Source organism: Cryocola sp. 340MFSha3.1 (assembly GCF_000383315.1).
In the GTDB taxonomy this organism is placed as follows: Bacteria; Actinomycetota; Actinomycetes; order Actinomycetales; family Microbacteriaceae; genus Leifsonia.
The window spans coordinates 226,979-250,246 of sequence record NZ_KB911088.1; the positions used below are offsets into that span (position 1 = coordinate 226,979).

The 23,268-nt window shown below is 71.7% G+C and carries 12 protein-coding genes; 9 read left to right on the plus strand and 3 right to left on the minus strand.

Annotated features, from left to right (window positions below; all coding sequences use genetic code 11):
* Positions 1-123: 123 nt before the first annotated feature.
* The 9 genes from H284_RS0112110 (at position 124) to H284_RS0112150 (ending at position 18,531) form a co-directional block, all read left to right on the plus strand.
* Positions 124-1,764, plus strand: a complete 1,641-nt coding sequence (locus tag H284_RS0112110) for an ABC transporter substrate-binding protein (RefSeq protein ID WP_020076441.1) — start codon at positions 124-126, stop codon at positions 1,762-1,764.
* A complete protein-coding gene (locus H284_RS0112115) occupies positions 1,742-2,779 on the plus strand; it encodes an ABC transporter permease (RefSeq protein ID WP_020076442.1) in 1,038 nt (345 codons plus the stop codon). Before H284_RS0112110 ends, H284_RS0112115 begins: the two co-directional genes overlap by 23 nt.
* Positions 2,776-3,654 carry an ABC transporter permease gene (locus tag H284_RS0112120; protein WP_020076443.1) on the plus strand — a complete coding sequence of 293 codons (879 nt, stop codon included), beginning with the start codon at positions 2,776-2,778 and terminating at the stop codon, positions 3,652-3,654. Before H284_RS0112115 ends, H284_RS0112120 begins: the two co-directional genes overlap by 4 nt.
* The gene (locus tag H284_RS0112125; protein WP_020076444.1) at positions 3,651-5,372 is read left to right on the plus strand and encodes a dipeptide ABC transporter ATP-binding protein; all 1,722 of its coding nucleotides are present in this window, start codon (positions 3,651-3,653) and stop codon (positions 5,370-5,372) included. Before H284_RS0112120 ends, H284_RS0112125 begins: the two co-directional genes overlap by 4 nt.
* The gene (locus H284_RS0112130) at positions 5,369-6,793 is read left to right on the plus strand and encodes an NtaA/DmoA family FMN-dependent monooxygenase (RefSeq protein ID WP_020076445.1); all 1,425 of its coding nucleotides are present in this window, start codon (positions 5,369-5,371) and stop codon (positions 6,791-6,793) included. Before H284_RS0112125 ends, H284_RS0112130 begins: the two co-directional genes overlap by 4 nt.
* A 111-nt stretch (positions 6,794-6,904) precedes the next feature.
* Positions 6,905-7,894: an NADP-dependent oxidoreductase gene (locus H284_RS0112135; protein WP_020076446.1), complete on the plus strand. Its 990-nt coding sequence runs from the start codon at positions 6,905-6,907 to the stop codon at positions 7,892-7,894.
* 304 nt (positions 7,895-8,198) lie between these two features.
* The gene (locus H284_RS0112140; RefSeq protein ID WP_020076447.1) at positions 8,199-10,013 is read left to right on the plus strand and encodes an ABC transporter ATP-binding protein; all 1,815 of its coding nucleotides are present in this window, start codon (positions 8,199-8,201) and stop codon (positions 10,011-10,013) included.
* Complete coding sequence (locus H284_RS0112145; RefSeq protein WP_020076448.1) at positions 10,010-10,801, plus strand: energy-coupling factor transporter transmembrane component T; 792 nt, start codon at positions 10,010-10,012, stop codon at positions 10,799-10,801. Before H284_RS0112140 ends, H284_RS0112145 begins: the two co-directional genes overlap by 4 nt.
* Before the next feature lie 179 nt (positions 10,802-10,980).
* Positions 10,981-18,531, plus strand: coding sequence for a DUF5979 domain-containing protein (locus tag H284_RS0112150; RefSeq protein WP_231371202.1), 7,551 nt, complete (start codon positions 10,981-10,983; stop codon positions 18,529-18,531).
* 1,258 nt (positions 18,532-19,789) lie between these two features.
* Here H284_RS0112150 and H284_RS20530 read toward each other — a convergent pair.
* The 3 genes from H284_RS20530 to H284_RS0112165 all read right to left on the minus strand — a co-directional run bounded on the left by H284_RS20530 (position 19,790) and on the right by H284_RS0112165 (position 23,131).
* Complete coding sequence (locus H284_RS20530; protein ID WP_020076450.1) at positions 19,790-21,964, minus strand: sigma-70 family RNA polymerase sigma factor; 2,175 nt, start codon at positions 21,962-21,964, stop codon at positions 19,790-19,792.
* A gap of 19 nt (positions 21,965-21,983) precedes the next feature.
* Positions 21,984-22,454, minus strand: coding sequence for a hypothetical protein (locus H284_RS0112160; protein ID WP_020076451.1), 471 nt, complete (start codon positions 22,452-22,454; stop codon positions 21,984-21,986).
* 221 nt (positions 22,455-22,675) lie between these two features.
* Positions 22,676-23,131 carry a hypothetical protein gene (locus H284_RS0112165; protein WP_020076452.1) on the minus strand — a complete coding sequence of 152 codons (456 nt, stop codon included), beginning with the start codon at positions 23,129-23,131 and terminating at the stop codon, positions 22,676-22,678.
* Between the last annotated feature and the right edge of the window lie 137 nt (positions 23,132-23,268).

The following is a 23,268-nucleotide window of genomic DNA, read 5'->3' on the forward strand; positions in this document are numbered from 1 at the left end:
GGCGCGGCGCGGAAGCGTCCGTGACGGCATGTGTCGTCGGCGAAACAGTAGGACACGCAGCATCGACGCCGCTTGCGGACTCCCGCATCCTGATGCGCATCCCCCGATGCCAGAGGAGTCCCCATGCGTTCCCGTCCCACCCGTTCCCTCGGCGCCGCAGCCGTCGTCCTGACCGGCGCGCTGGCGCTGTCCGCCTGCGCCTCCGGCTCCGACGCCGCAGCAGGCGGAGGCACCAAGGTCGACGGCGGCACCATCGTGTACGCCCACCAGCAGGAACCGGCCTGCGTGTTCGGCGGCTGGATCGAGCAGGCCTATCTCTCGTACCAGGTGCTCGATAACCTGACGTCGCTGGATGAGGACCACAAGGTGGTCCCGTGGCTCGCGACCTCCTGGAAGCAGTCCGACGACGGACTGACCTGGACCTTCGACCTGAAGAAGGACGTGAAGTTCACCGACGGGACGCCGCTCACCGCCGCGGCCGTCGCCTACAACTTCGACTACTGGCTGAAGGGCGGCAACAGCACGGCGCTGGTCTGGCTCGACGGCTACTACAAGGATGCGAAGGCCATCGACGACACCACCCTCCAGATCGACCTCTCCCGGCCGTACCCGCGCCTGGCCGACAACCTGTCGCAGGGCTACTTCGGCATCCAGTCGCAGCACGCGCTCGAGACCCGCAGCAAGGAGCAGAACTGCGAGGCGCCGATCGGCTCCGGCGCGTTCATCGTCGACAAATGGAACCGCGGTCAGGACATCATCCTGAAGAAGAACAAGGACTACACGTCGCCCCCGGCCAACGCGAAGCACACCGGCGCGGCCTACGTCGACGAGATCGACTGGAAGTTCGTGGCCGACCCGACCACCCGCGTCGCCGCGCTCCAGGGCGGCCAGGTCGACGCCATCTACGACGTCCCCGCCGTCCAGTGGAGCACGCTGAAGTCCGGTGGCTACCAGCTGGAGAAGTACGTGACGCCGGGCCGTCCGCAGCAGATCTCGTTCAACACGCAGCAGGGTCCGTTCACCGACGAGAAGGTCCGTCAGGCGTTCGCCTACAGCCTCGACCGCAAGCAGATCGTCGACACCATCGGCCGGGGAGTCATCCCGTTCGAGGGCAACGGGGGTGTCAGCCAGGCGACGCCCGGCTACAGCGAGAAGGCGGCCGACTGGTACAGCCAGGACCTGAAGAAGGCGGATGCGCTGCTCGACGCGGCCGGGTGGACGCGTCAGGGCAGCACCGGCGTCCGCGAGAAGGACGGCACGAAGCTGACCGTCTCGCTGCCGTACGGCGCAGGCTCGATCATCAACGCGGACGGCGCGGCCATCCTGCAGGGCGTGAAGGAGCAGGCCGCGAAGGTCGGCTTCGACGTGAAGCTCGTGCCGGTCCCGCAGAGCGAGTTCTTCTCGGGCAAGTACTCCGGCCCGGACACCCACGACCTGGCCGCCGGCTACTGGACGGCCGTCACCGCGGGCATCCTCTACATCAACTGGCGTCCGTCGACCCCTGACCACCCCAACTACTCCAACGCCGCGTTCTACAACGACCCGACGCTCGAGAAGTACATCCTCGACGGCAACTCGGCCCCGACCGTGGAGGCGCAGAACGCCGCCTACGAGAAGGCGCAGGACTACATCGCCGAGCACGCGCTGTCGATCGGCGTCTACGACCGGCTGAGCACGCTCGCGGTCGCGCCGAAGCTGCGCGGGGTGTGGCAGGAGAACGCACAGGGAGGACCGACGTTCTATGACGCCTACTTCGTCAAGTGAGCTGACCGCCGCCACCACGACGGGCGTCACGACGGGGCCGATCGCGCAGAACGCGATCCGGCCCCGCCGGGGTCGCGCGGTCGCGATCACGCTGCTGCGCAAGATCGGCGCCGCCGTCGTGGTGCTGTGGGGTGCGGCCACCGTCGCGTTCTTCGCCCAGCTGGCGCTGCCCGGCGACCGCGCGACGACCATCCTCAACATCCGGGCCGGCCAGGCGCAGGCGCGCACCCCGGAGGAGCTGGCGCAGATCAACCAGCAGTACGGGCTGACCAAGCCGGTGATCGTGCAGTACCTCGACTACCTCCGTGGGCTGGTGTCGGGCGACTTCGGCACCTCGTACCAGCAGTACCGGCCGGTCACCGCGGTGATCGGCGAGCAGCTCGGCAGCACGCTGACCCTCTCGTTGACGGCCATCGCGTTCGCGTGGCTGATCATGGTCGCGTGGGTCACGCTGACGGCCGGTCGCGGGCCGCGGCTGACGGCCTTCGGGTCGACGGTGGATGTGGTGACCGCCGGGCTCCCCGCCTACTGGCTCGGCATCATCCTGCTCCTGGTCTTCGGCCTCGGGCTGCACTGGTTCCCGATCATCAGCGGATCCTCGCCCGCGGGGATCGTGCTCCCGGCGCTGACGCTGGCCATCCCGCTCGCCGGGTTCATGGCGCAGAGCGTGCGCACCGAGTTCGAGCGGTCGCTCGATCAGCCGTTCGTGCTGTCGGCGCGGATGCGCGGGATGGGCGAGTGGGGCATCCGGCTGCGGCACGTGCTCCGGCACGCGGTCATCCCGGCCGTGACGCTCTCCGGCTGGGCGCTGGGCGCGACCCTCTCCGGTGCCGTGATCGTGGAGTCGATCTTCTCGCGTCCGGGCATCGGCTCGGTGCTGGTCAGCGCGGTCAACGCGCAGGACCTCCCCGTGGTCACCGGCATCGTCACCCTGGTGGCCGTCGTGTATGTGGCCGCGAACCTCATCGTGGACGTCGTCTACACCGTCATCGACCCCCGCCTGGAGCTGACATGACCGCGCTCGGAACGCCTCCGTCCCCCGCCGCCGCGGCGGTCCGCCCGACGCTCGCCACCCGTCTCGGTCGCGTGCCGTGGGGGCTGGTGCTCGCGGTCGCCTTCGCCGTGCTCCTGCTGGTCGCCGTGATCGCGCCGCAGACGCTGACCACGCATCTTCCGACGGCGATCGACTACCAGGCGGCGCTGCAGCAGCCGAGCCTCGCGCATCCCTTCGGCACGGACGAGTCCGGCCGCGACCTCTACACCCGCGTGATCTGGGGCGCCCGCGACTCGCTGACCATCGGGCTCGGAGCTGCGGCCGTCAGTGTGGGTCTCGCGCTCGTGCTCGGCACGCTCGCCGCCCTCGGGGTGAAGCCGGTGGCGGTCGTGATCGACCGGTTCGTGGAGATCCTGTTCGCGTTCCCGGCCCTCCTCCTCGCCTTGCTGCTGATCGCGATCGCCGGGCCGAGCGCCGCGACGCAGGTCTTCGCGGTGGGCATCGGAACCGCCCCCGGGTACGCGCGGATGATCCGCGGGCAGATCCTCGGAGCGCGGCACTCCGGGTATGTCGAGGCGGCGACCGCGCTCGGGCATTCGCGCTGGCGCATCCTGCGCGCGCACATCCTGCCGAACGCCCTGCGGCCCCTGGTGGCGGTGTTCGCGCTGTCGATCGGGCAATCGATCGTGTGGGCGTCGAGCCTCTCGTTCCTGGGTCTCGGCGTCGCGCCGCCCGCCTCGGAATGGGGTGCCCTGCTGGATGCGGGGCGCCAGTACCTGACGACGGCGTGGTGGCTCGTCGTCATCCCCGGACTCGTGATCGTCGCCGTGGCGCTCGCCGCGACGACCATCGGACGGCACATCCAGGCGCGCCTGGAGAAGGGAGAGAGGTCGTGAGCATCAGTACGGAGAGCACGGAGGCCACGGAGACCGACGCCATCGTGGAGGAGCTGGACTGGCCGGCGACCCGGCTGCGGGTGCGCAACCTCCGCACCGCGTTCCGGGTCGACGGCGCGCTGCGTCCTGTCGTCCACGGCGTGAGCTTCGACCTGCGGCCCAGCGAGTGCGTCGCCATCGTCGGCGAGTCCGGCTCGGGCAAGTCGGTCACGGCCCGCTCGCTGGTCGGCCTCGCGGGCCGCTCGGCGGTGGTCGAGGCGGACGAGCTGACCGTCCACCACGAGGACGTCCGCGGGTTTGGCCCGCGCGAGTGGAAGCGCATCCGAGGCCGGGACATCGGCTTCGTGCTGCAGGATGCGCTGGTGTCGCTGGACCCGCTGCGCCCGGTCGGACGGGAGATCGACGAGGCGCTCCGCCTGCACGGCTGGGGCGGGCGCCGGGCGCGCCGGGAGCGCGTGCTCGACCTGCTGACGCGCGTGGGCGTGCCATTCCCGGCCGTCCGAGCGAAACAGCGGCCCGACCAGCTCTCCGGCGGCCTGCGGCAGCGCGCTCTGATCGCCTCCGCCATCGCCCTCGATCCGGACATCGTGATCGCGGACGAGCCCACCACCGCGCTCGACGTGACCGTGCAGGCGCAGGTGCTCGACCAGCTCGAGCTCATGAAGGAGCGCGGCGCCTCCGTGATCCTGATCAGCCACGACCTCTCGGTGGTCGCGCGGTTGGCCGACCACATCCTCGTGATGCGGGGCGGCGACGTGCTGGAGCAGGGGCCGGCCGGCCAGGTGCTCGGGGCGCCGGCGCACGAGTACACGCGCGCGCTGATCGCCGCGGTTCCGGGCGAGGCGACCCGCGGGCATGCCCTCACTCCGGGCGCTGCCGCGGTGCCGACCAAGCCGCCGGCCGGCGCCGTGGTGCTGGAGGCGACCGATCTGGTGAAGCGGTTCCACACCTCCGACGGCACGGTCACCACGGCTGTCGACCGCGTCTCCTTCTCGCTGCGCGCCGGGGAGACGCTCGGCATCGTGGGCGAGTCCGGATCGGGCAAGAGCACCACCGCGCGTCTCGCGCTCGGACTGGAGGCCCTCGACGGTGGCACCGTTCGGCTGCTCGGACAGCCCTGGGCGCCGCTCGCCGAGAGCCGGCGGCGGGGTCTCCGGAGTCGCATCGCCGTCGTGTATCAGGACCCGCTGAGCTCGTTCGATCCGCGCTGGAACGTCGAGCGCATCCTGCTCGACGCGTTGCGCTCCGAGCGGTTCCCGTCGGCAGAGGAGCGGCGCGCGCGTGTGCTCGAACTGCTGCAGCAGGTCGGCCTTCCCGCGAACGTCCTCCCGCGGTTCCCGCTCAAGCTCTCGGGCGGCCAGCGGCAGCGCGTCGCCATCGCCCGGGCGCTCGCGCCGCGCCCGGACGTCATCGTGCTGGATGAGGCCGTCTCGGCGCTCGACGTCACCATCCAGGCCCAGATCCTCGACCTCCTCGCCGAGCTGCAGCGCGAGTCCGGCGTCGCATATCTCTTCATCTCGCACGACCTCGGCGTCATCAGTCACCTCAGCGACCGCGTCCTCGTCATGAAGGACGGGGTGGTGGTGGAGGAGGGCTCGCCGGATGATGTCTTCGAACGGCCCGCGCACCCGTACACTCGTGCCCTGATCGCCGCCATCCCGGAGTTCGATCCGGCCGCGCGAGCCGCCACCACCCCTGAAAGCGAGACCGCCGCATGAGCGAACCCAAGCAGCTCTTCGTGAACCTCTTCGAGATGGCCTGTGTGAGCCACATCACGCACGGCCTGTGGACGCTGCCGGGCAACAACCGGGAGCGCTTCGCCGACCTCGACTACTGGCTGGAGCTGGCGCAGCTGCTCGAGCACGGCGGGTTCGACGGGATCTTCCTCGCCGACGTGATCGGTGCGTACGACGTCTTCCGTGGCGGACCCGAGACGGCGCTGCGGGAGGGGCTGCAGAGCCCGAACCTCGATCCGCTGCTGCTCGTCCCGGCGATGGCCGCGGTGACCGAGCGGCTCGGATTCGGCGTCACGTTCTCGACCACCTACGAGCCGCCGTTCGCCTTCGCCAGGCGCATGTCGACGCTCGATCACCTGACCAAGGGCCGCATCGGCTGGAACATCGTCACCTCGTACCTGCCCAATGCGGCCCGCAACTTCGGCCTCGACGGCGAGGTTCCGCACGACGAACGGTACCGTTACGCCGACGAGTACCTCGACGTGCTCTACAAGCTCTGGGAGGGCTCGTGGGATGACGACGCGGTCGTCGCCGATCGCGCGGCCGGGGTGTTCACCGACCCGTCGAAGGTGCGGTACATCGACCACGTCGGGGAGCGGTTCCGCGTCGCCGGGCCGCACATCGTCCATCCCTCGATCCAGCGGACGCCGACGCTGTTCCAGGCGACCGGGTCGCCCGCGGGCACCGAGTTCGCCGGCCGGCACGCCGAGGTGGTGTTCACCGGCGGACGCACGAGCGACGAGTTCCGACGCAATGCCGACGGGATGCGCGAGGCGGCCGTGCGGCACGGTCGCGAGCGCGACGACATCCGCTTCATCGCGATGGCCGGCGTCATCGTCGGCCGGACGCAGGAGGAGGCGGAGGACAAGTGGCGCCTGTACCGCGAGCGCGCGAGCCTCGACGGCATCCTCGCGCACAGCAGCCTGCCGGTCGACCTGACCGCGTTCCCGCGCGACATCACCGTGCGCGAGGCGCTGGCCCGAGCGGAGTTCCCGGCGGAGAAGGTGCCGTACCTGCCGCTCGACACCACGGTCGGGCAGGCGCTCGACTTCATCAAGGTGGGCCGCGACGAGCGGTTCCTCGTCGTCGGCGATCCGAAGACCGTTGCGGATGAGATCGAGCGCTGGCTGGATGAGGACGGTCTGGACGGGATCAACCTCCGGCAGTACCACTCCTTCGACACGGCGCGCGACTTCGCCGAGCTGGTGGTCCCGGAGCTGCGTCGCCGCGGACGCCTGCCGGAGGAGGGCGCCACCTCGGGGACGTTGCGCGAGCGGCTGTTCGGGGCCGGAAACTCCCGGCTCCCGTCGCGTCACATCGGCACCCGCTACCGCGGAGGAGCGAACCTCGATGTGCCGGTCGAGCCGCTGCAGCTGCACTTCGAGCACGCGGCGTCGTTCTGACGGCGGGTTCCCCGGGTTCCTGGCAGAGAACCGTAGATTGTAGAGTTTCTAGCCAAGCTAGGTATATCCTGACGCCACGGCCGGCCCGGCCGACGGCAGAAGGAGCATCCCATGGCGAAGAAGCCCGGGGAGACGGTGGTCTTCGAGTACGACGGCAACGGGGATGTGGACGTCCTCGAGAAGCGGAGCCGGCCGCTGCCGAATCCGAGCGCGGACGAGGTGCTCGTCGAGGTGATCGCGACGGGCATCAACCACATCGAGGGGTTCATCCGCACCGGTCGTGAGGAGGCGTGGGCGGACGAGCCGTTCCCGCGCGGCTCGGGCAGCGACTTCGCCGGGATCGTCGTGACCGGCGACCTCGGCGGGCGATTCCGGAAGGGCGCGGCGGTCATCGGGCACGTCCGGACGGGCGCGCACGCGGAGCACATCGTCGTCCCGGTCGGCGCTCTGGTGGCGAAGCCGCCGCACGTGCCGTGGGAGGTGGCCGGCGGTCTGTACCTCGCGGGCGTGACCGCACTCGACACCCTCGACGACCTCCGGATCGGACCGGACGACACCGTCGTCGTGTCGGCGGCGGCCGGCGGCGTCGGCAGCATCGAGGCGCAGCTGGCCAAGCATCGCGGAGCCCGGGTCATCGGAACGTGCGGTGACCGCAACTTCGACTACCTGCGTCAGCTCGGCATCCGGCCGGTGCGGTACGGCGAAGCCATCGAGGAGCGCATCCGCGCCGAGGCGCCCGGCGGAGTCACCGCCCTGATCGACAACTTCGGGCAGGACGGACGCGCCCTCGCGGAGTCGCTCGGCGTTCCGCCGTCGCGATACCGGTCGAGCGAGGACCGCCGCGACACCGAACTGCGGCTGCTGCAGGACGACCCGGAGACCGTCGCGCACGGCACCGCGCAGTTGGGCCGGCTCGCGCAGTTGGCGGAGGAGCGTGCGTTCACCCTGCTGATCTCGGGGTTCTATCCCCTCTCCGACATCAAGTACGCCTACGACGATCTCCAGAACCTGCACTCGCGCGGCAAGATCGTGCTGGGGACGCATCCCGTCACCACGTACTGGACGCTGAAGACCCGCGACGTGCAGGAGGCGCGGGCGTAGCGCCCGCCGCCCCGCCGCCTGCCCGCGGCTGCGGAAACGGAGGCGATCCGGCCGCATCCGCTCCCCGCCGCCTCCGTTTCCCGCTGTTCTCCGGCGCGCCGCGCGCCAACTCCTCCCTTTCCGCCGGTGGCGGAAACGGAGGAGATCCCGGCCGACGCGCCGCCGTGCTGCGGGAAACGGAGGAGATGAGTTCGGGATGCGACTCGTCGCTCCTCCGTCGCCGACTCTTCGCGCCGTCCCCACCCGTGCCGTAGCGTGGAGCGGGTCGGCGAGAGGAGGGGTGTCCGTGGGCGATCGGAGGTCCGTGGACGCTGTTCCGTCCGCATCCGGCGCCCCCGCATCCACCCCCGTGCTCGCTGCCGAAACCCGCGGCGTCCGGGTGCGGCACGACGGAGCCGCCGCCTGGACCCCTGACGGCATCGACGTCACCGTCGCGCCGGGGGAGGTGCTGCTCGTCCTCGGGCCGAGTGGATGCGGCAAGTCGACCTTCGCGCTGACCCTCAACGGACTCGTGCCGCACGCCGTCCCGGCCGACGTCGAGGGGAACGTCCGGGTCGGCGGCGTGCTCACGCGGGATGCGACGGTCGCCGAGCTGAGCGAGCACACCGGCATGGTGTTCCAGGACCCGGATGCGCAGCTCGTCGCGCGCACGGTGCTGGACGAGGTGTGCTTCGGACCGGAGAACCGTCTGCTCCCGGTCGCCGAGGTCGAAGCCCGGGCTGAGTCGGCGCTGCGGGCCGTCGGCCTGTGGGAGCGCCGCGACGACGACCCCGACACGCTCTCCGGCGGAGGGCGCCAGCGGCTGGCGATCGCCTGCGCGCTGGCGCTCGACGCCCCGCTGCTCGTGCTCGACGAGCCGACCTCCAACCTCGACCCCGCGGGTGCCGAGGAGGTCTACCGTCTGCTCGGACGCCTGACGGGCGCAGGGTCGACGCGGTCGGTGGTGCTGATCGAGCACGATCTGGACCTGGCGCTCCCGATCGCCGACACCGTCCTCGTGCTCGACGCGGCGGGCCGTCCGTTCGCGTACGGTCCGGCGCGGGAGCTGATCCGCGACCGCGCCGAGGAGCTGAACGAACTCGGCGTCTGGCTGCCCACCGCGACGATCGCGGCCCTCCGACTGCGCGCGGCCGGCATCCCCCTCGACCCGCTGCCCCTCACGGCCTCCGACCTCACTCGAGCCCTCTCCCCAGCCCCCGTCCCCCCACCGTCGAGTACGCAAACTTTGCACGCTGACGCGCCGGATCGTGTGCAATTTGTGCGTACTCGACGGCGGGCGGAGGCGCCCGAGGGCGAGGAGCAGGAGGGCGATGAGCGGGCGACGGCGGTTCGCGTCGCGGGGCTGACGGTGCGGCGCGGGCGGCGGACCGTGCTGGAGGATGTGTCGCTGCGCCTCGGGCGCGGGGAGTTCCTCGCGGTCGTCGGGCCGAACGGCGCGGGCAAGACCACGCTCGTGCAGGCGATCGCCGGGGTCGCGCGCGCCCCGCGCTCCACCATCGACGTTCTCGGGCTCGACCCGGCGCGGGCGTCCGTCCGGGCACTGCGCGAGACCGTCGGGTTCGTCTTCCAGAACCCCGAGCACCAGTTCGTCACCCACAGTGTCGAGGACGAGCTGGCGTTCGGGCTGCGGCAGCGACGCCTGCCCACGGCAGAGATCGAAGACCGAGTGGATGCGATGCTCGCGGTCCTGGGGCTCGCCGACCGCCGTTCGGCGCATCCCTTCCTCCTCTCCGGCGGGCAGAAGCGCCGCCTGTCGGTGGGCACGGCGCTCATCGAGGGAGCGCCGGTGCTCGTGCTCGACGAGCCGACCTTCGGCCAGGACCGCGCCCGCGCGACCGAGCTGCTCGACCTCCTCGCCGAGCTCAACCGCAGCGGCACCACCGTGATTGCTGTGACGCACGACCTCGGGCTGATCGGCGAGTACGCCTCGCACGTGGCGATCGTCGCGGGCGGCCGGCTGCCCGTCGTGGGCGAGACGGCCCGCATCCTCGGCGACCCTGCGCTGCTCGAATCGCACGGACTCCGTCAGCCCGTCCTGGCGCGCGCCCTCGCGGACCCCACCGTTCCCGAACCCCTGCGTGGCCTCACCCGGCTCGCCGACCTTCCCGCCGCCCGATGACCGCGACAGCCAGCGCACCGCGCCTCGCGGAACGCCCACCCGGCTTCCTCGCGCGCCTGAATCCGCTCGCGAAGGTCGCCGCGGTCGTCCCCGCGTGGATCGGGCTGCTCGTCACCCGGGACGCGGTCGTGCCGCTGGTCCTCCTCCTCACGGCGGTCGTCCTCCTGCTGGTCGGCGCCCGGCTCTCGCGCCGGGCGCTCGTGCTGCTCCTGCTCGGGCTGCCGGCCGGCGTGCTCCTGACGGCGATCGGCTTCGGCCTGTGGGCCGAACCGGGCAGGTCGGCGGACCCGACCGTGCTCGTCGCGGTCGGCTCGTACGAATTCACGGTCGGCGCGCTGATCGTCGGCCTGACGACCGCGCTGCGAATCGCCGCGATCCTCGCGTTGGCGCTCGTCGGCGGCCTCACGACGAGCGGCCCCGACCTCGCCCGCGCCCTGACCGCGCAGCTGTGTATCCCGTACCGGTTCGCGTACACCGCGGTCGCGGCCTACCGGTTCGTGCCGCTCTTCGCTTCCGAGCTCGCTGCGATCCGTCGCGCGATGCGAGTGCGCGGCGTCGCGCCCGGCCGCGGACCGATCGCCGCCGTGCGCCGGGCCTCCGCGATGGTGGTGCCGCTGCTCGCCTCCAGCATCCGTCACGCCGACCGGGTCGCGCTCACCATGGAGTCCCGCGCGTTCGGTGCCCATCCGCGCCGCACCGAACGTATCCCACCCCAGTGGCGCGTGCGGGACACGGTGTTCGTGATCGCCCTGTGGGTGCTCACCGCGGCGGTGCTCGTCCTGCGCTGACCCGCTGACCCGATGGTTCTGCCCCCAGTACAGGGGAATACGGCCCTCCAGCAGGGTGAAGCCGGGGTGAAAAACGCTCAGCTGCGTCCCCGATTCCGAAAGACTCCGGCAGTACCCGACGCGTCGCGTGTTCCCGCACCTTCGCGATCTCCCGACTGTTCTGCCCGAAGGACCACGTCTTGCTTACCCGACTCCGTTCGTTGTTCCTGCCTGCCCGCGGCGCCCACGCCCGCCGCCGTACGCTCCGCGCTCCTGCCAGTGTGGCCGCGGGCATAGTGCTCGCCCTGATCGGCGCGGTGGCCGTCGGAGCTCCCGCGGCCAACGCCGACGACCTGGGCTCCGGCGTGCTCAACCTCTCCAAGACGGCGAACGTCACCGAGGTCACCCCCGGTCAGAGCTTCCTCTACACGCTCAACTACGGCTGCTCGTCCACGACGACGGGATGCGTCAACGCGGTACTGACCGACCCCGTCCCGGCGCCGCTGCAGATCGTGGGCAAGCCGACCGTCGTCGGAGCGGGCAGCGCCACCACGACGGTCAGCGGAAACACTGTCACGGTCGCCTTCGCCGACAGCGTCCCGAACACCGTCCCGGCGAGCACGGGTCTCGCCGCGGGCACGACCGGGTCGGTGCAGATCCAGGTCACCATGCCGCAGAACGTGGACAAGTCCCTCGACGGCACGCAGCTGACCAACAACGCGACCTTCACGGCGACGAACGCGTCGACCGTCAGCGGCTCCGTGCCGGTGACCGTGCACGTCCCGGATGTGATCACCGCGTCCGTGTCGAAGACCTGGACGCCCAGCTCGACGCAGTACAACCCGGGCGAGACCTCCCAGGTCGCTCTGACCGTCGCGAACACCTCCAACATCCCCGCCACCAGCCTGACGGTCGCCGAGCCGGCCGATCCGTCCGCCGCAGGCAACACCTTCGAGTTCTACGACCTCGCGGGCTTCGGCGCCGTGACCTTCCCCGCGGGAGCCGACCAGGTCCAGGTCATCGCGCTCACCGCGGGAGGCCCGGTCGATGGACCGGTCGGCGCGACCCCGCAGCTGTCGTCCGGCGTGCAGCCGGGTGACGTCACGGGTCTCCGCTTCGTGTTCTCGTCGAGCACCGGCGACACCATCGACGCCGGCGGCACCGCCGGATCGGTCGCCCTCAGCCTGGTCCAGCGCGCGACCGGCCGCACCGGAGGCGCGAGCCTGGTGGCCGGCGGAACGCGCACCAACCAGGTCGGCGCGACCGTCAGCACGCCGAGTGGAGACGGACAGGCGCCCCTCGCGTCCGCCCAGCAGATCGTCGCCCCGCTCACCGTCTCGGTCTCGGCCGACAAGTCGTTCGTCGACCCGCAGATCCCCGCGGGCGACTCGTCCGTGGCCACCGTCACCGCCAAGAACACCTCGACCGGACCGCTCACCAGCCTGACGGTGACCGAGCCGGGATCCGGCACCTTCTTCACGAACAAGGTGACCTTCGGAGGCTTCACCTCTGCCGCCGCGTGGCCGCAGGGGGCGACCGGCGCCACCATCCACTGGTTCGTCAACTCGGGAACCGCCCCTGCCGATTCCACCGTCGACCAGGCCTCCGGTCTGCCCGGCGCACCGACGCTCAGCGGCGGGCAGTACCTGACCGGCTTCCAGATCGTCTACACCGGTTCGATCGCCCCGGGCGCCACCGCCGGCATCCCCTTCACCGTCAACACGACGACGGATGCGGGACCCGCCGGCTCCGGTTTCGTCACCTACCCGAACACCGCGACGGTCGAGGGCGCCAACCCCGCCGGGACCGCGACCGACACCGCGAACGCCAACCTCGACGTGTACTTCCCCGAGGTCAAGCTCACCCTCGACAAGACCATCACGCCCAGCACGGTCATCCCGGGCGGGACGAGCCTCGTCCAGCTGTCGGCGCAGACGCCGACCGGAACCAGCTCCGTCCGGCCCGACACCATCGGGATCACCGAGCCGCAGGACACCGCGAGCGCTCCCTACTGGAACGCCTTCGACGCGACCGCGATCGCCCCGACCAGCGTGCCGTCCGGCTCGAAGCTGACCATCGAGTACACCACCGACGGCACGACCTGGAACACGTTGACCGTCGTCGACGCGACGGCCGCAGCCAAGACCTACTCGGCGACTCTCGACAGCGTGCTGCCGAACGGGACGACGCACTCCGACGTCCGCGGCCTGCGCTTCACCTTCGCCGACGCCGACGGCTTCGGTCAGGCGACGAACGTCAAGCCGGCGATCACCTTCACTGCGCGCGGCGAGCTGCGCGACGGCAGCGGCCCGACCAACCCGGGCACCTACCCGACCGTCACGCCGTACCAGAACTGCGCGGTCAGCCAGGCGTCCGGCACGGTCGCCGGCTCCGGCATCACCAGCCAGCCCGCCGTCGACTGCGACACCGTCGGCGTGCAGGCGACACAGGGCGGCCCCGGCCCGCTGCTCGCCGCGAAGAGCTGGGACGGCACCAAGGTCGTCCAGGCGCAGTCCGGCACCACCACCGGCGTGACGCTCGGCTGGGGCAGCCAGGTCAGCGGGATGCAGTCGATGACCATCCAGGACCCGGCCGTGCCGAGCCCCATCGGCGGCAGCGTCTTCCAGGCGTTCGACCTGGTCCGCATCGACGCGATCACGCCGACGTCCACCGCGGGCGCGACCCTCGACCCGCAGATCCGCTGGGACAAGGTCTCCAAGGTCGAGCTGTTCGACGGGACGCAGTGGAACGACATCACGTCCGCCGCCTGCCCGACGGCCAACGCCTGTGACGGCATCTTCCCGGGCTACACGCTCACCGCATCCCAGCGCGCGAGCACCCAGGGCGTGCGCCTGACAGTGATCGAGAGCCCGAACCGCGCCGCGCGCATCCAGTCGACGGGTGACCCGACGGCCCCCGCTGTCGGGAGCGGCGTCGCCAGCGTCAGCGCGAGCGCCCAGCCGAACGGCCGGACCGTGCACCTCGACCTCGCCATCCGCAACACCGTCCGGGGCGGCACGGCCACCGACTGGGTGACCGGCACCCGCACCTACAACCTCGGCGGTTCGCCGGGGGCGGTGGACAACACGGTGCGCGTCGGCGCGCAGCCGTTCGACGGCGACCCGGTCAGCCGTGACGCGAACGACCACGTCACGATCATCGACCCGACGTTCACGACGAAGGTGACGAAGACCGCCTCCCCGCAGACGCTCGTCATCCCGCAGCCCGACGTTCCGGCGTCCGCCTACCCGAGCACCACGTATGCGACGACGGCCACGAACACGTCCACGAGCAAGACCTGGCAGCTGCGCCTCTCCGACCCGACGGAGTGCGTGAACGCCACAACGTCCGACCCGTGCGTGTTCGCGCCCTACGACGCCGCGGCCAACCCGTTCGAGCAGCTGAACCTGACGAAGATCGTGGTCGACCTCAGCCAGGCGCCGGGCGTCCAGACGAGCGCCAGCAGCGTGTCCCTGCTCCACCTGGCGGCGGACGGCAGCACCACGACCCAGACGGTGACGCTCGCGCAGGCCATGGCCCTGACGCCGGCCGACCTCAGCGACGTCGTCGCGGTCAGCGCGCTCCTGCGCGGCACCAACGCCCAGGGCGCCGACGGCACCGGCGGCACGATCGCCCCGCAGCAGAAGGTCGGCCTGACGCTGACGGCACAGCTGCGCAAGACGACCCGAACCGGCGGAACGGCTCCCGTGCCCAGCACGATCCTCAACAACGCGCACGCCACCCTCCACGACGACGTCTACCCGGCCGTGCAGGCCGCCGATGAGCAGGGCGTCATGGTGACGCTGCAGAACGGCAACCTCCAGGTCACCACCGGCAAGACCTTCAACCCGACGAGCACCCTGCAGGCCAACCCGGTCGACCCCATCCAGGTCAACCTGCGTGCCCGGTCGACCGGGACCCTGTCGCCCAAGGTCCTCGTCATCGAGGATGCGGACGACAGCTTCTGGAACGCCTTCACCCTGAAGTCGTTCACGCTGCCCAACACGCCGACCGGCGCCGACCGGGTCCAGGTGGATGCGCGCACGGGTCAGGGCGCGAACGCCCAGTGGCAGTCGGGAACGCCGACCGCGATCGGTTCGGCGGCCCTCCCCGCCGGCGTCGCCGCCGCGGACGTGACCGGCCTGCGATACACCTACACGCGTGCAGACGGCGCCGCCTTCTCCGCTTCGGAGGACAAGGACGACGTCCGGCTGAACGTGTCGCTCCGCACGACCCTGCGTGACGGCAGCGGCCCGGTGACCTCGACGGTTGTCGCGCAGCCCATGCCGGGCGAGACGGCCGCAGGCACCATCTCCGACACGGTCACCGCCGACGCGTCCTACAACGACGTGCACGCCACCCAGGCGAACGCCAGCGCCACCTTCACCGTCGACCCGGGCACTGCGAAGCTCCAGGTCGAGAAGACCAGCCCGGGTCAGGCGGCCTCCGGACGCGAGGTGAACTGGACCCTGCGGTTCAAGAACAGCGGAACCGGCAGCCTGGCCAACCCCGTCGTGACGGACACCCTGCCGGCGGACGGTTCCTTGCTCTACGTGCCGACCAACGTTCCGACGTTCAGCACCTCCACCGGCGGAACGCTGCCCGTCGACGGCGCGGTGATCACCCGCACCTACGACGCCGCGACCGGCACCATCCGGTTCACCTGGCCGGCCGGTTCGCAGCTCGCGCCCGGAGAGACCTACAGCATCACCATCGGCCTGCAGATCAAGCCGGGACTCGCCCCGGCGAAGACGGCGGTGAACACCTTCGGGGTGTCCACCGACCGCCAGCTCACCGGCGCGAACTGCACCGCCCTCAACCCGGGCAACGGGCGCGCCGTGACCTTCGCGGGCAACACCTGCTCGACCAGCAACGTCGTGACGACGCTGTCGCAGGGATCCTTCACCGCATCCAAGGGCGTCAAGTCGTCCACCGGACAGGCGCAGAACGTCGTCAACCCGGCCCTGCCCTGCACCGCCGACGCGGACGGCTACTACCGGTACCCGTGTGCCGCGGTCAGCGCGATCGGCGCGACCGACGACTGGAAGCTCGAGATGGTCAACGGCGGAAACGTCGCGGCCAAGACGCTGACCGCGGTCGACGTCTTCCCCTACCCGGGCGACACCGGCGTGGTCGACTCGTCGCCTCGCGGCTCCGTCTACTCGCCGAAGTTCCTCGGCGACCTGACCTTCCAGCCGACCGGTGACGCCGCGGGTGCGGTGATGACCTGGTACGTCACGACCGCTGCAAAGCCGTGTGCCGCCGACATCACCCCGGGGTCCTCCTGCCCCGCCGGCGCGTGGGTCCCGTCGAGCGAGATCGGCTCGACCGTCCAGGCGGCGGATGTGACCGGCGTCAAGATGGTCTTCGACTTCAGCGGCACCGCATCCGGCACCCTCGCGGCCGGCGCCGCCGTGAAGGTCACCTACACGAGCACGAACGTGCCGACCACCGCGGCCGGCGACCACCGCGCTCCGGTGAGCGCCCCGGTCACCGCTGTCCGCGCCTGGAACTCGTTCGGCTTCTACCCGACATACGTGTCGGGCTCGCAGCCGGCCGGCCCGCAGGAGCCGATCAAGGCGGGCGTCATCCTCACCGGCGGTCCGCTGCAGATCACCAAGACCGTCACGGGACCGGCGGCGCAGTACGCGCCGACCAGCTTCCAGACGGATGTCAGCTGCACGATCGGCGGCGTCGCCGTCGGTCTCGCGGCGAACGCGACGGTGACGCTCAGCGCGGCGAACCAGTACACCGCGCGGATCGACGGCATCCCGACCGGTGCCCAGTGCGCGGTCGTGGAGCACGGCGCCGATGGCTCCTACGGTGAGGCGAGCCGGACGGTCACGCCCGGCTCGGTCACCATCGCGGCGGCGGACGCCTCGGCTCCCGTGCCGGATGACCAGAAGGTCTCCATCGTCAACGACTACGGGACGACCGACCTGACCGTGACGAAGCACGTGGACACCGCGGCGACGGCCGGCGCCTTCGGGCCGTTCGGCGTGAGCGTGGTCTGCACGGCCCCGCTCGGCCAGAGCATCCCGCTCGCCGCCGGTGACGCAGCCTTCACGCTCCAGGACGGCGGGTCGCACACGATCAGCGGTCTCCCGGCGCGCTCCAGCTGCGTCGTGACGGAGACGGATGCGGATGGTGCGGCGGCCTCGCCGAACCACGTCGCGATCTCGGTCGACGGAGCACCGGCGACCGACGGCACGCAGGCGACGGTGGTGCTCGGCACCGGGCCGCAGGCCACGACCGCGGACATCACCAACCACTACGCGGCAGGCGCCCTCGCGATCGCCAAGATCGTCGACGGCGATGCGGCGGCGGGGTACGGCGACGGCCCGTTCACCGTCCACGTCACCTGCGTCTACGCCGGAGACCAGACCCTGTTCGACGGCGACCTCACCATCGTGGGCGGCCAGACCCTGACCGTCCCGGGCGTCTACCCGGCGGGCACCGAGTGCTCGGTGGTGGAGACGACCGACGGCGGAGCGACCGGAAGCACCGTGAACACGCCGACCGTCACCATCCCGGGTGCGACCGACGGCTCCGTGCCGACGGTCACCGTGAGCGTGACCAACACGTTCTCGGCGGGCAGCGTGACGATCGTGAAGCAGCGCGTCGGTGACGGCGTGGCCCGCTACGGTGCCGGTCCGTTCACGGCGCAGCTCGTCTGCACCTGGCAGAAGGACGGCCAGACGCTCACCATCCCGCTGCCGAACGCCGGCCTCGTCACCCTCGACGACGCGAACGGCTACACGGCCACGGTGACCGGCCTCATCCAGCGCGCGCACTGCGACGTGACCGAGACCGCGACGGGCGGGGCGACCGCCGTGTCCATCGCACCGAGCAGCGGCGTCACCGTCCCGGCGGGGGCACCGGCCGAGGTGACGATCACGAACACGTTCGACACCGGATCCCTCGTCATCGACAAGAAGCGGATCGGCGACGGCGTCGCCTCGTTCGGAGCGGGCCCCTTCACCATGCAGGTCACCTGCACGTACGAGGTGGATGGGGTGGTCACCCCGATCGACCTCGGCGCAGACGGCACCGTGGTCCTGTCGAAGGCCAACGGCTACTCCGCCACAGTCGACGGCCTGATCGCCGGCGCATCGTGCGCCATCGAGGAGACGGACGCCGGGCTGGCGACCGCCACCACGATGGACCCGGCCGACGGCACGGTGACGATCGCGGCGGGCGCCGCGGCGACGGTCACCGTGACCAACCGCTTCGACGTCGGGCACTTGCGGATCGCGAAGACGGCCGACCGGGCGACGGCAGCCGTCGGTGACACGATCGTCTACACGATCACCGTCACCAACGACGGACAGATCGACGCGAAGGATGTGGCCGTGACCGACCACCTCCCCAGCGGCATCCAGGTGCTCGGCGCCCAGCCCGCGGCGGCGAAGGCGACCGACGGCGAGCTGCACTGGGTGATCCCGGGCATCGCAGCCGGCGAAAAGGCCACCATCACGCTGGCCGCGAAGCTCATCGCGCCGCAGGACACCACCAACCGCGCCAGCGTCGAGACGCCGAACGGCCCGTGGGATCCGTCCACCGGCGACGAGCGGTGCGGTGACGGCGCGACGGCCTGCGCGACGGTGACCGATCCGCCCGTCCACGGGCTGGCGAGCACCGGAAGCGACCTGCTGGGATCGCTGGCCTGGGCGATGACCGCGCTGGCCGCGCTCATCGCCGGCGCCGGCCTGCTCCTGCTGCGCCGCCGGCCGAGACTCCGGAAGCGATGAACCAGACCCGGTCTGGTCAGCGACCGGCCGAGGGAGAGGCTGGGTAAGCCCTCTCCGTCGCGCGGCGGGGAGGACGGGAACCTCCCCGCCGCACTTATTTTCCGAACCGGCGTCATGATCCGGCCCGTCGGCACTCTCTTAAGCGGGGTCGCTCGACAGGGCCCGTGAGCGCGGCGAATTCGGCCCGCCGCCTCGCGGTGCCGCTCGTGCGGTCGCGGTGGGCCGGGTTTTCCCGGCCCGGTCCACCGCAGCGCGTCCCCGGAGGCGATGCGGAGCGGCCGGGCCGCATCCCCCTCCGTTCCGCGCAGCCTGTCCTAACCACGAACGGACGACGCTGCTGCCGCGCGCGTGTAGGAGCGGAGGCGATCACGGAGCGATCGGGCGGGACGTCCTCCGTTTCGCGCGTCCCGCCCGCGCGTCGCCGCGTATCCCCTCCCTTCTGTTCCAGTCACGAAGGGAGGATGCGGCCGCCGCCGCGCCGCCTCCCTGCCGGGAACGGAGGCGATCGCGGGGTGGTCGGGCGGGATGTCCTCCGTTTCGTGTCGGCCGCCGGCGTGGCGGTACGTATCCCCTCCCTTTCCGTTGCCGTCAGGAACGGAGGATGCGGCCGCCGCCGCGCCGCGTCCCTGCCGGGAACGGAGGCGGATCGTGGGGGCGGTCCGGCGGGATGTCCTCCGTTTCGTGTGGCCCGCCGGCGTGGCGGTTCGTATCCCCTCCGTTTCTTCGCCGTCACGAAGGGAGGATGCGGCGGTCGGCGCGACGCGTCCATGCCGGGAACGGAGGCGGATCGTGGTGCGGTCGGGCGGGACGTCCTCCGTTTCGTGTGGCCCGCCGGCGTGGCGGTACGTATCCCCTCCGTTTCTTCGCCGTCACGAAGGGAGGATGCGGCGGTCGACGCGCCGCGTCCATACCGGGAACGGAGGCGGATCGTGGGGCGGTCGGGCGGGATGTCCTCCGTTTCGCGCGTTCTGTCGGCGCGTCGCCGCGTATCGCCCCCCTTTCCGTTGCCGTCAGGAACGGAGGGTGCGGGCGCCGACGCGCCGCGTCCCCCGGCGAACGGAGGAGATCGTGGGGCGGTCGGGCGGGACGTCCTCCGTTTCGTGTGGGCAGGCGGTGTGGCGGTGTGGAATTCCTCCGTTTCCGGTGCGGTCGGAAAGGGAGGATGCGATGGGCGGCGCGCCGCGCGCACGCGCGAAACGGAGGAGGTTTCGGGGGTTCGGCGGCGGGACGCCTCCGTTATTGGCGGCCGGAACGCGCGTCAGGGGAGGGTGACCGGCACGTCGCTGAGGACGCCGTGACGCGCGCCGGAGAGGTACACGGCGCCGATGCGGTGGTCGCCCGCGGTCCAGCTGTAGATCTGGGACGCGTCGCCCGCCGCGTCGAGGGTGAGCGTGTAGGGCGTCGACTCGCCGTCGGCCCAGACCTGCACCGTCGAACCGGGGATGCCGTGCGCGGTGATCGCGACGGTACCGGGTGACCCCAGGGCGGTGACGGTCGGCACGATCGCCGACCCGGCGAGCGGCGCGGACTCGGCCGAGACGTTGCCGAGCACGTCCGTCTGCCGCGCCGTCAAGCTGTAGTCGGGAGAGATTGCGATCAGCTCGGGAGACATCCATGAGCCCTCGGCGTCCGCCGTGACGGTCGCGACAGCCGTGCCGTGGTCGGACACCACGATCGTCGCGCCGGGCTCCGCCGTTCCGGTGAGGATGGGCGCGAGCCGGTCGGCGAGGTCTCCGGTGCCCGTGTCCGCGCTGACGATGACCGGGGGAAGCGCCGTCCGGTCGACGCCGATCCGCACGGACGCCGGCGCCGACGTCAGGCCGCTCCGGGTCTGCGTGACGGAGAGGTCCCAGGTGCCGTCTGCGAGTCCGCTCAGGTCGGCGTCGAGGGTCCACGAGCCGTCGGGCGCGACCGTCGCGCCGCCCAGGACGACGGAGGGAGACCCGGCCGGGGAGGCGGCGAGCCGGGCCCCGGAGGCCAGGGGCGACCCGGTGACCGCGATGGTGGCGCCCGGTTCGCCGCTTCCAGTCAGGGGGAGGGAGGTCGCGGCGGTCTCGAATCCCGAGGGGAACGTCGAGGCGACGACGGGGGCCGCCGGAGGAACGGCCGGAGGGCTCACGGGGGGAGTGACGGGAGGCCCGACGGCCGGCACCGACGCCGACGGCACCGCCGGGAGTACGACCGGCGGCGCATCGTCCGGCGCCGGACCGGGATCGGGCACCACCGGTGCGGCCGGCGGCGGTGAACTTACGGGCGGCTCGGGCGCGGTGCCGGTCGGCGTACCGGGCGCTTCGGGCGCGGCGGCCGACGGTGCATCCGATGGCTGCGCGACGGTCGCATCCTGTCGAGTGGATGCGAAGAGCTGCGGCCCGAGGACGACCGCGCCGACCACACCGGCCGCCGCCGCCACTCCGACGATGGTCGCCCCGACGCCGAAGGCGGCTCCATGCCCCCCACTCCGAGCCGCACGCCCGGCACGCGCCGCACCCACCGCACCAACGGAATGGCCGCCAGCGCCGCCGCCACCGCCTCCACCAGCACCGCCGCCACCGCCGCCGCCAGCGCTGCCGCCACCAGCTCCACCGCCCCCAGCGATCACCGCGCCCCCGGCCGCACCGCCCGCCGCCACCGCGGCCCCGCGCTGCAGGCTGGCCGCGTACGCCGCCGCCCCGCCCACGCCGAGCAGCAGCGGAAGCAGCACGAGCGTCAGCCGTGAGCCGACGTTCTGCGCCTCCGCCGCCACGATCGAGCACTTGGCGCATTCGGTCAGGTGCCGTTCCAGCCGGGCGGTCTCACGTTTCCCGAGTCCGCCGCGGCTGTAGGCGCCGAGGCGCTCGGTGGTCCAGCGGCAGTCGGATCCTTCGGGGCTGGCCGAGATGTGCGCTTGGATCCACGCCTGGCGCAGCCCTTCGCGCGCCCGGTACGCCAGCGCCGCCGTGCCGTTCGGGGTCAGCCCGAGCAGGGGCGCGACGGTGGCCGGGCTCATCCCTTCGACCTCGCTGTACCAAAGCACCTCCTGCCAGCGCTGCGGCAGCGAGCGGAAAGCGCGGGCGGTGAGCGACCGGTCCAGCGCATCCATGCTGGCCGCCTCGGTCGTCTCCGGGTCTTCGATCGTCGTCGCGTCCTCGATGGGAACGTCGCGGCGGGCGCCGCCCCAGGCCGCTGCGACGTTGCGGATCGTGGTGAAGAGGTACGGCCGGAAGCCGGCGCTCGGTCCGCGTCCGTCGCGTACCGCCTTCAGGATGCGGGCGTAGGCCTCGGCGACGACGTCGTCGGGGTCTTCGGTGCTGAACGACCGGGCGACCGTCCGGCCGGCCGCGGCGTGACGCAGCCACAGCTCGGCGAACGCGTTGTCGTCGCCGGTGCGTGCGGACTCGACGAGGTCCGTGTCCGAACGGTCGGACACGGACTCCTTCTGGTCGTCGTCGCGCACGCTGTGCTCGTCCGCCCGGTCAGCAGATCCCGGCGAGAGCCCGCCGTCGCCGGAGGTCGGTGGGTTCGTGGCGCGCGCCGCCGACGCACACCAGGAAGAGGAAGGGGGCGCCGTCCCACGGCACGCGGATCGTGCTCGAGATGCCGTCGGCGCAGTCGACCAGCACGTCGTCGGGCAGGGCGAAGAGCTCCTGGCGCCGTCCGGACCCGTCGCTCGCCAGGCCCTGAACGGCGCTCACCAGGTCGGTGAACCGCGGGTGGTCGTCCTCCACCGCCCAGCCGGCGAGCGGACGGAGGGTGTCACGGCTGATCGGGAGGATGTCGAAGACCGAGGCGGCGACCTCCTCGAGGGAGGCGTCGACGGTCAGCGACCGCGTCCTCTCGAGCATGGGCGCATTGGCCGAGGCGAGGGCGAGCCAGTCGCCGGGGCGGAGGTCGTCGAGCAGGGCGAGCAGTGCGCCGGTCATCGGCGGCGCGAACGGGTCGGGCATGACAGGGGCTTTCTGTGTGCACGCCGAGAGCGCCCGTCGGGTCGCGGGCACTCTCGGCGTCGAGCGGGGTTCGGGTCTCCCGGATTCGGCACCGTTCGATCGGCGTCGATCTGAGCGGCAGCGTTTCGGGTCGCCGCCGCTGGCGCATGTTCGGGTCATGCACCACCTAAGAGATCGCGAATGTCCGGAATCATGACGCCGATTCGCGAAGTTTTTTCCGGTCACCGGCCGCCCGCGGTTTCCGGGACGTCGGCGGAGGTGGCGGGTGCGGACAGGATGCGCACCAGCTCGTCGCTGAACAGCCGGCCGTCCTCGACGACGGCGTCGTTCGCGACGCACCGCCGCGCGAGTTCGTCCTGCTCCAGACCGGTGAGGGCGGCGATGTCGGAGAGGCGGATCCATCCCGCTTGGGCGCGGGTCCGGATCGACTCGCTGCGCACGCCGAGCTCGGTGGCGACCAGCCGGGCCGGGTAGCCGGCGCGCAGCAGGCCGCTGATCACCTGACGGGTCAGGAGGTAGGCCGCCCGCCGCTGCGGTCCGAGCGCCTCCCGCTCGTCGGCGTGGGCGTTGTGCAGGAGCGCTGCGAGGTCGTCCGGAAGGGCGCGGTGCCACCGCGATGCGCTCTGCGTGTCGAGGCCGGGGCGACGGAGAGTCGGGGTGCTCTCGTCGATGGTCATGTCGTTCCTCGGGTGAGGGATGGGGCGGGAGGGGCGGGATGGGGCGGGATGGGTAAGCGGGCGTGCAAGAGAACGCTACGTGCCCCGGCGCCACCGGCTGACCGATTTCACCCTGCGCTCACCCTCCAGTCACCCCG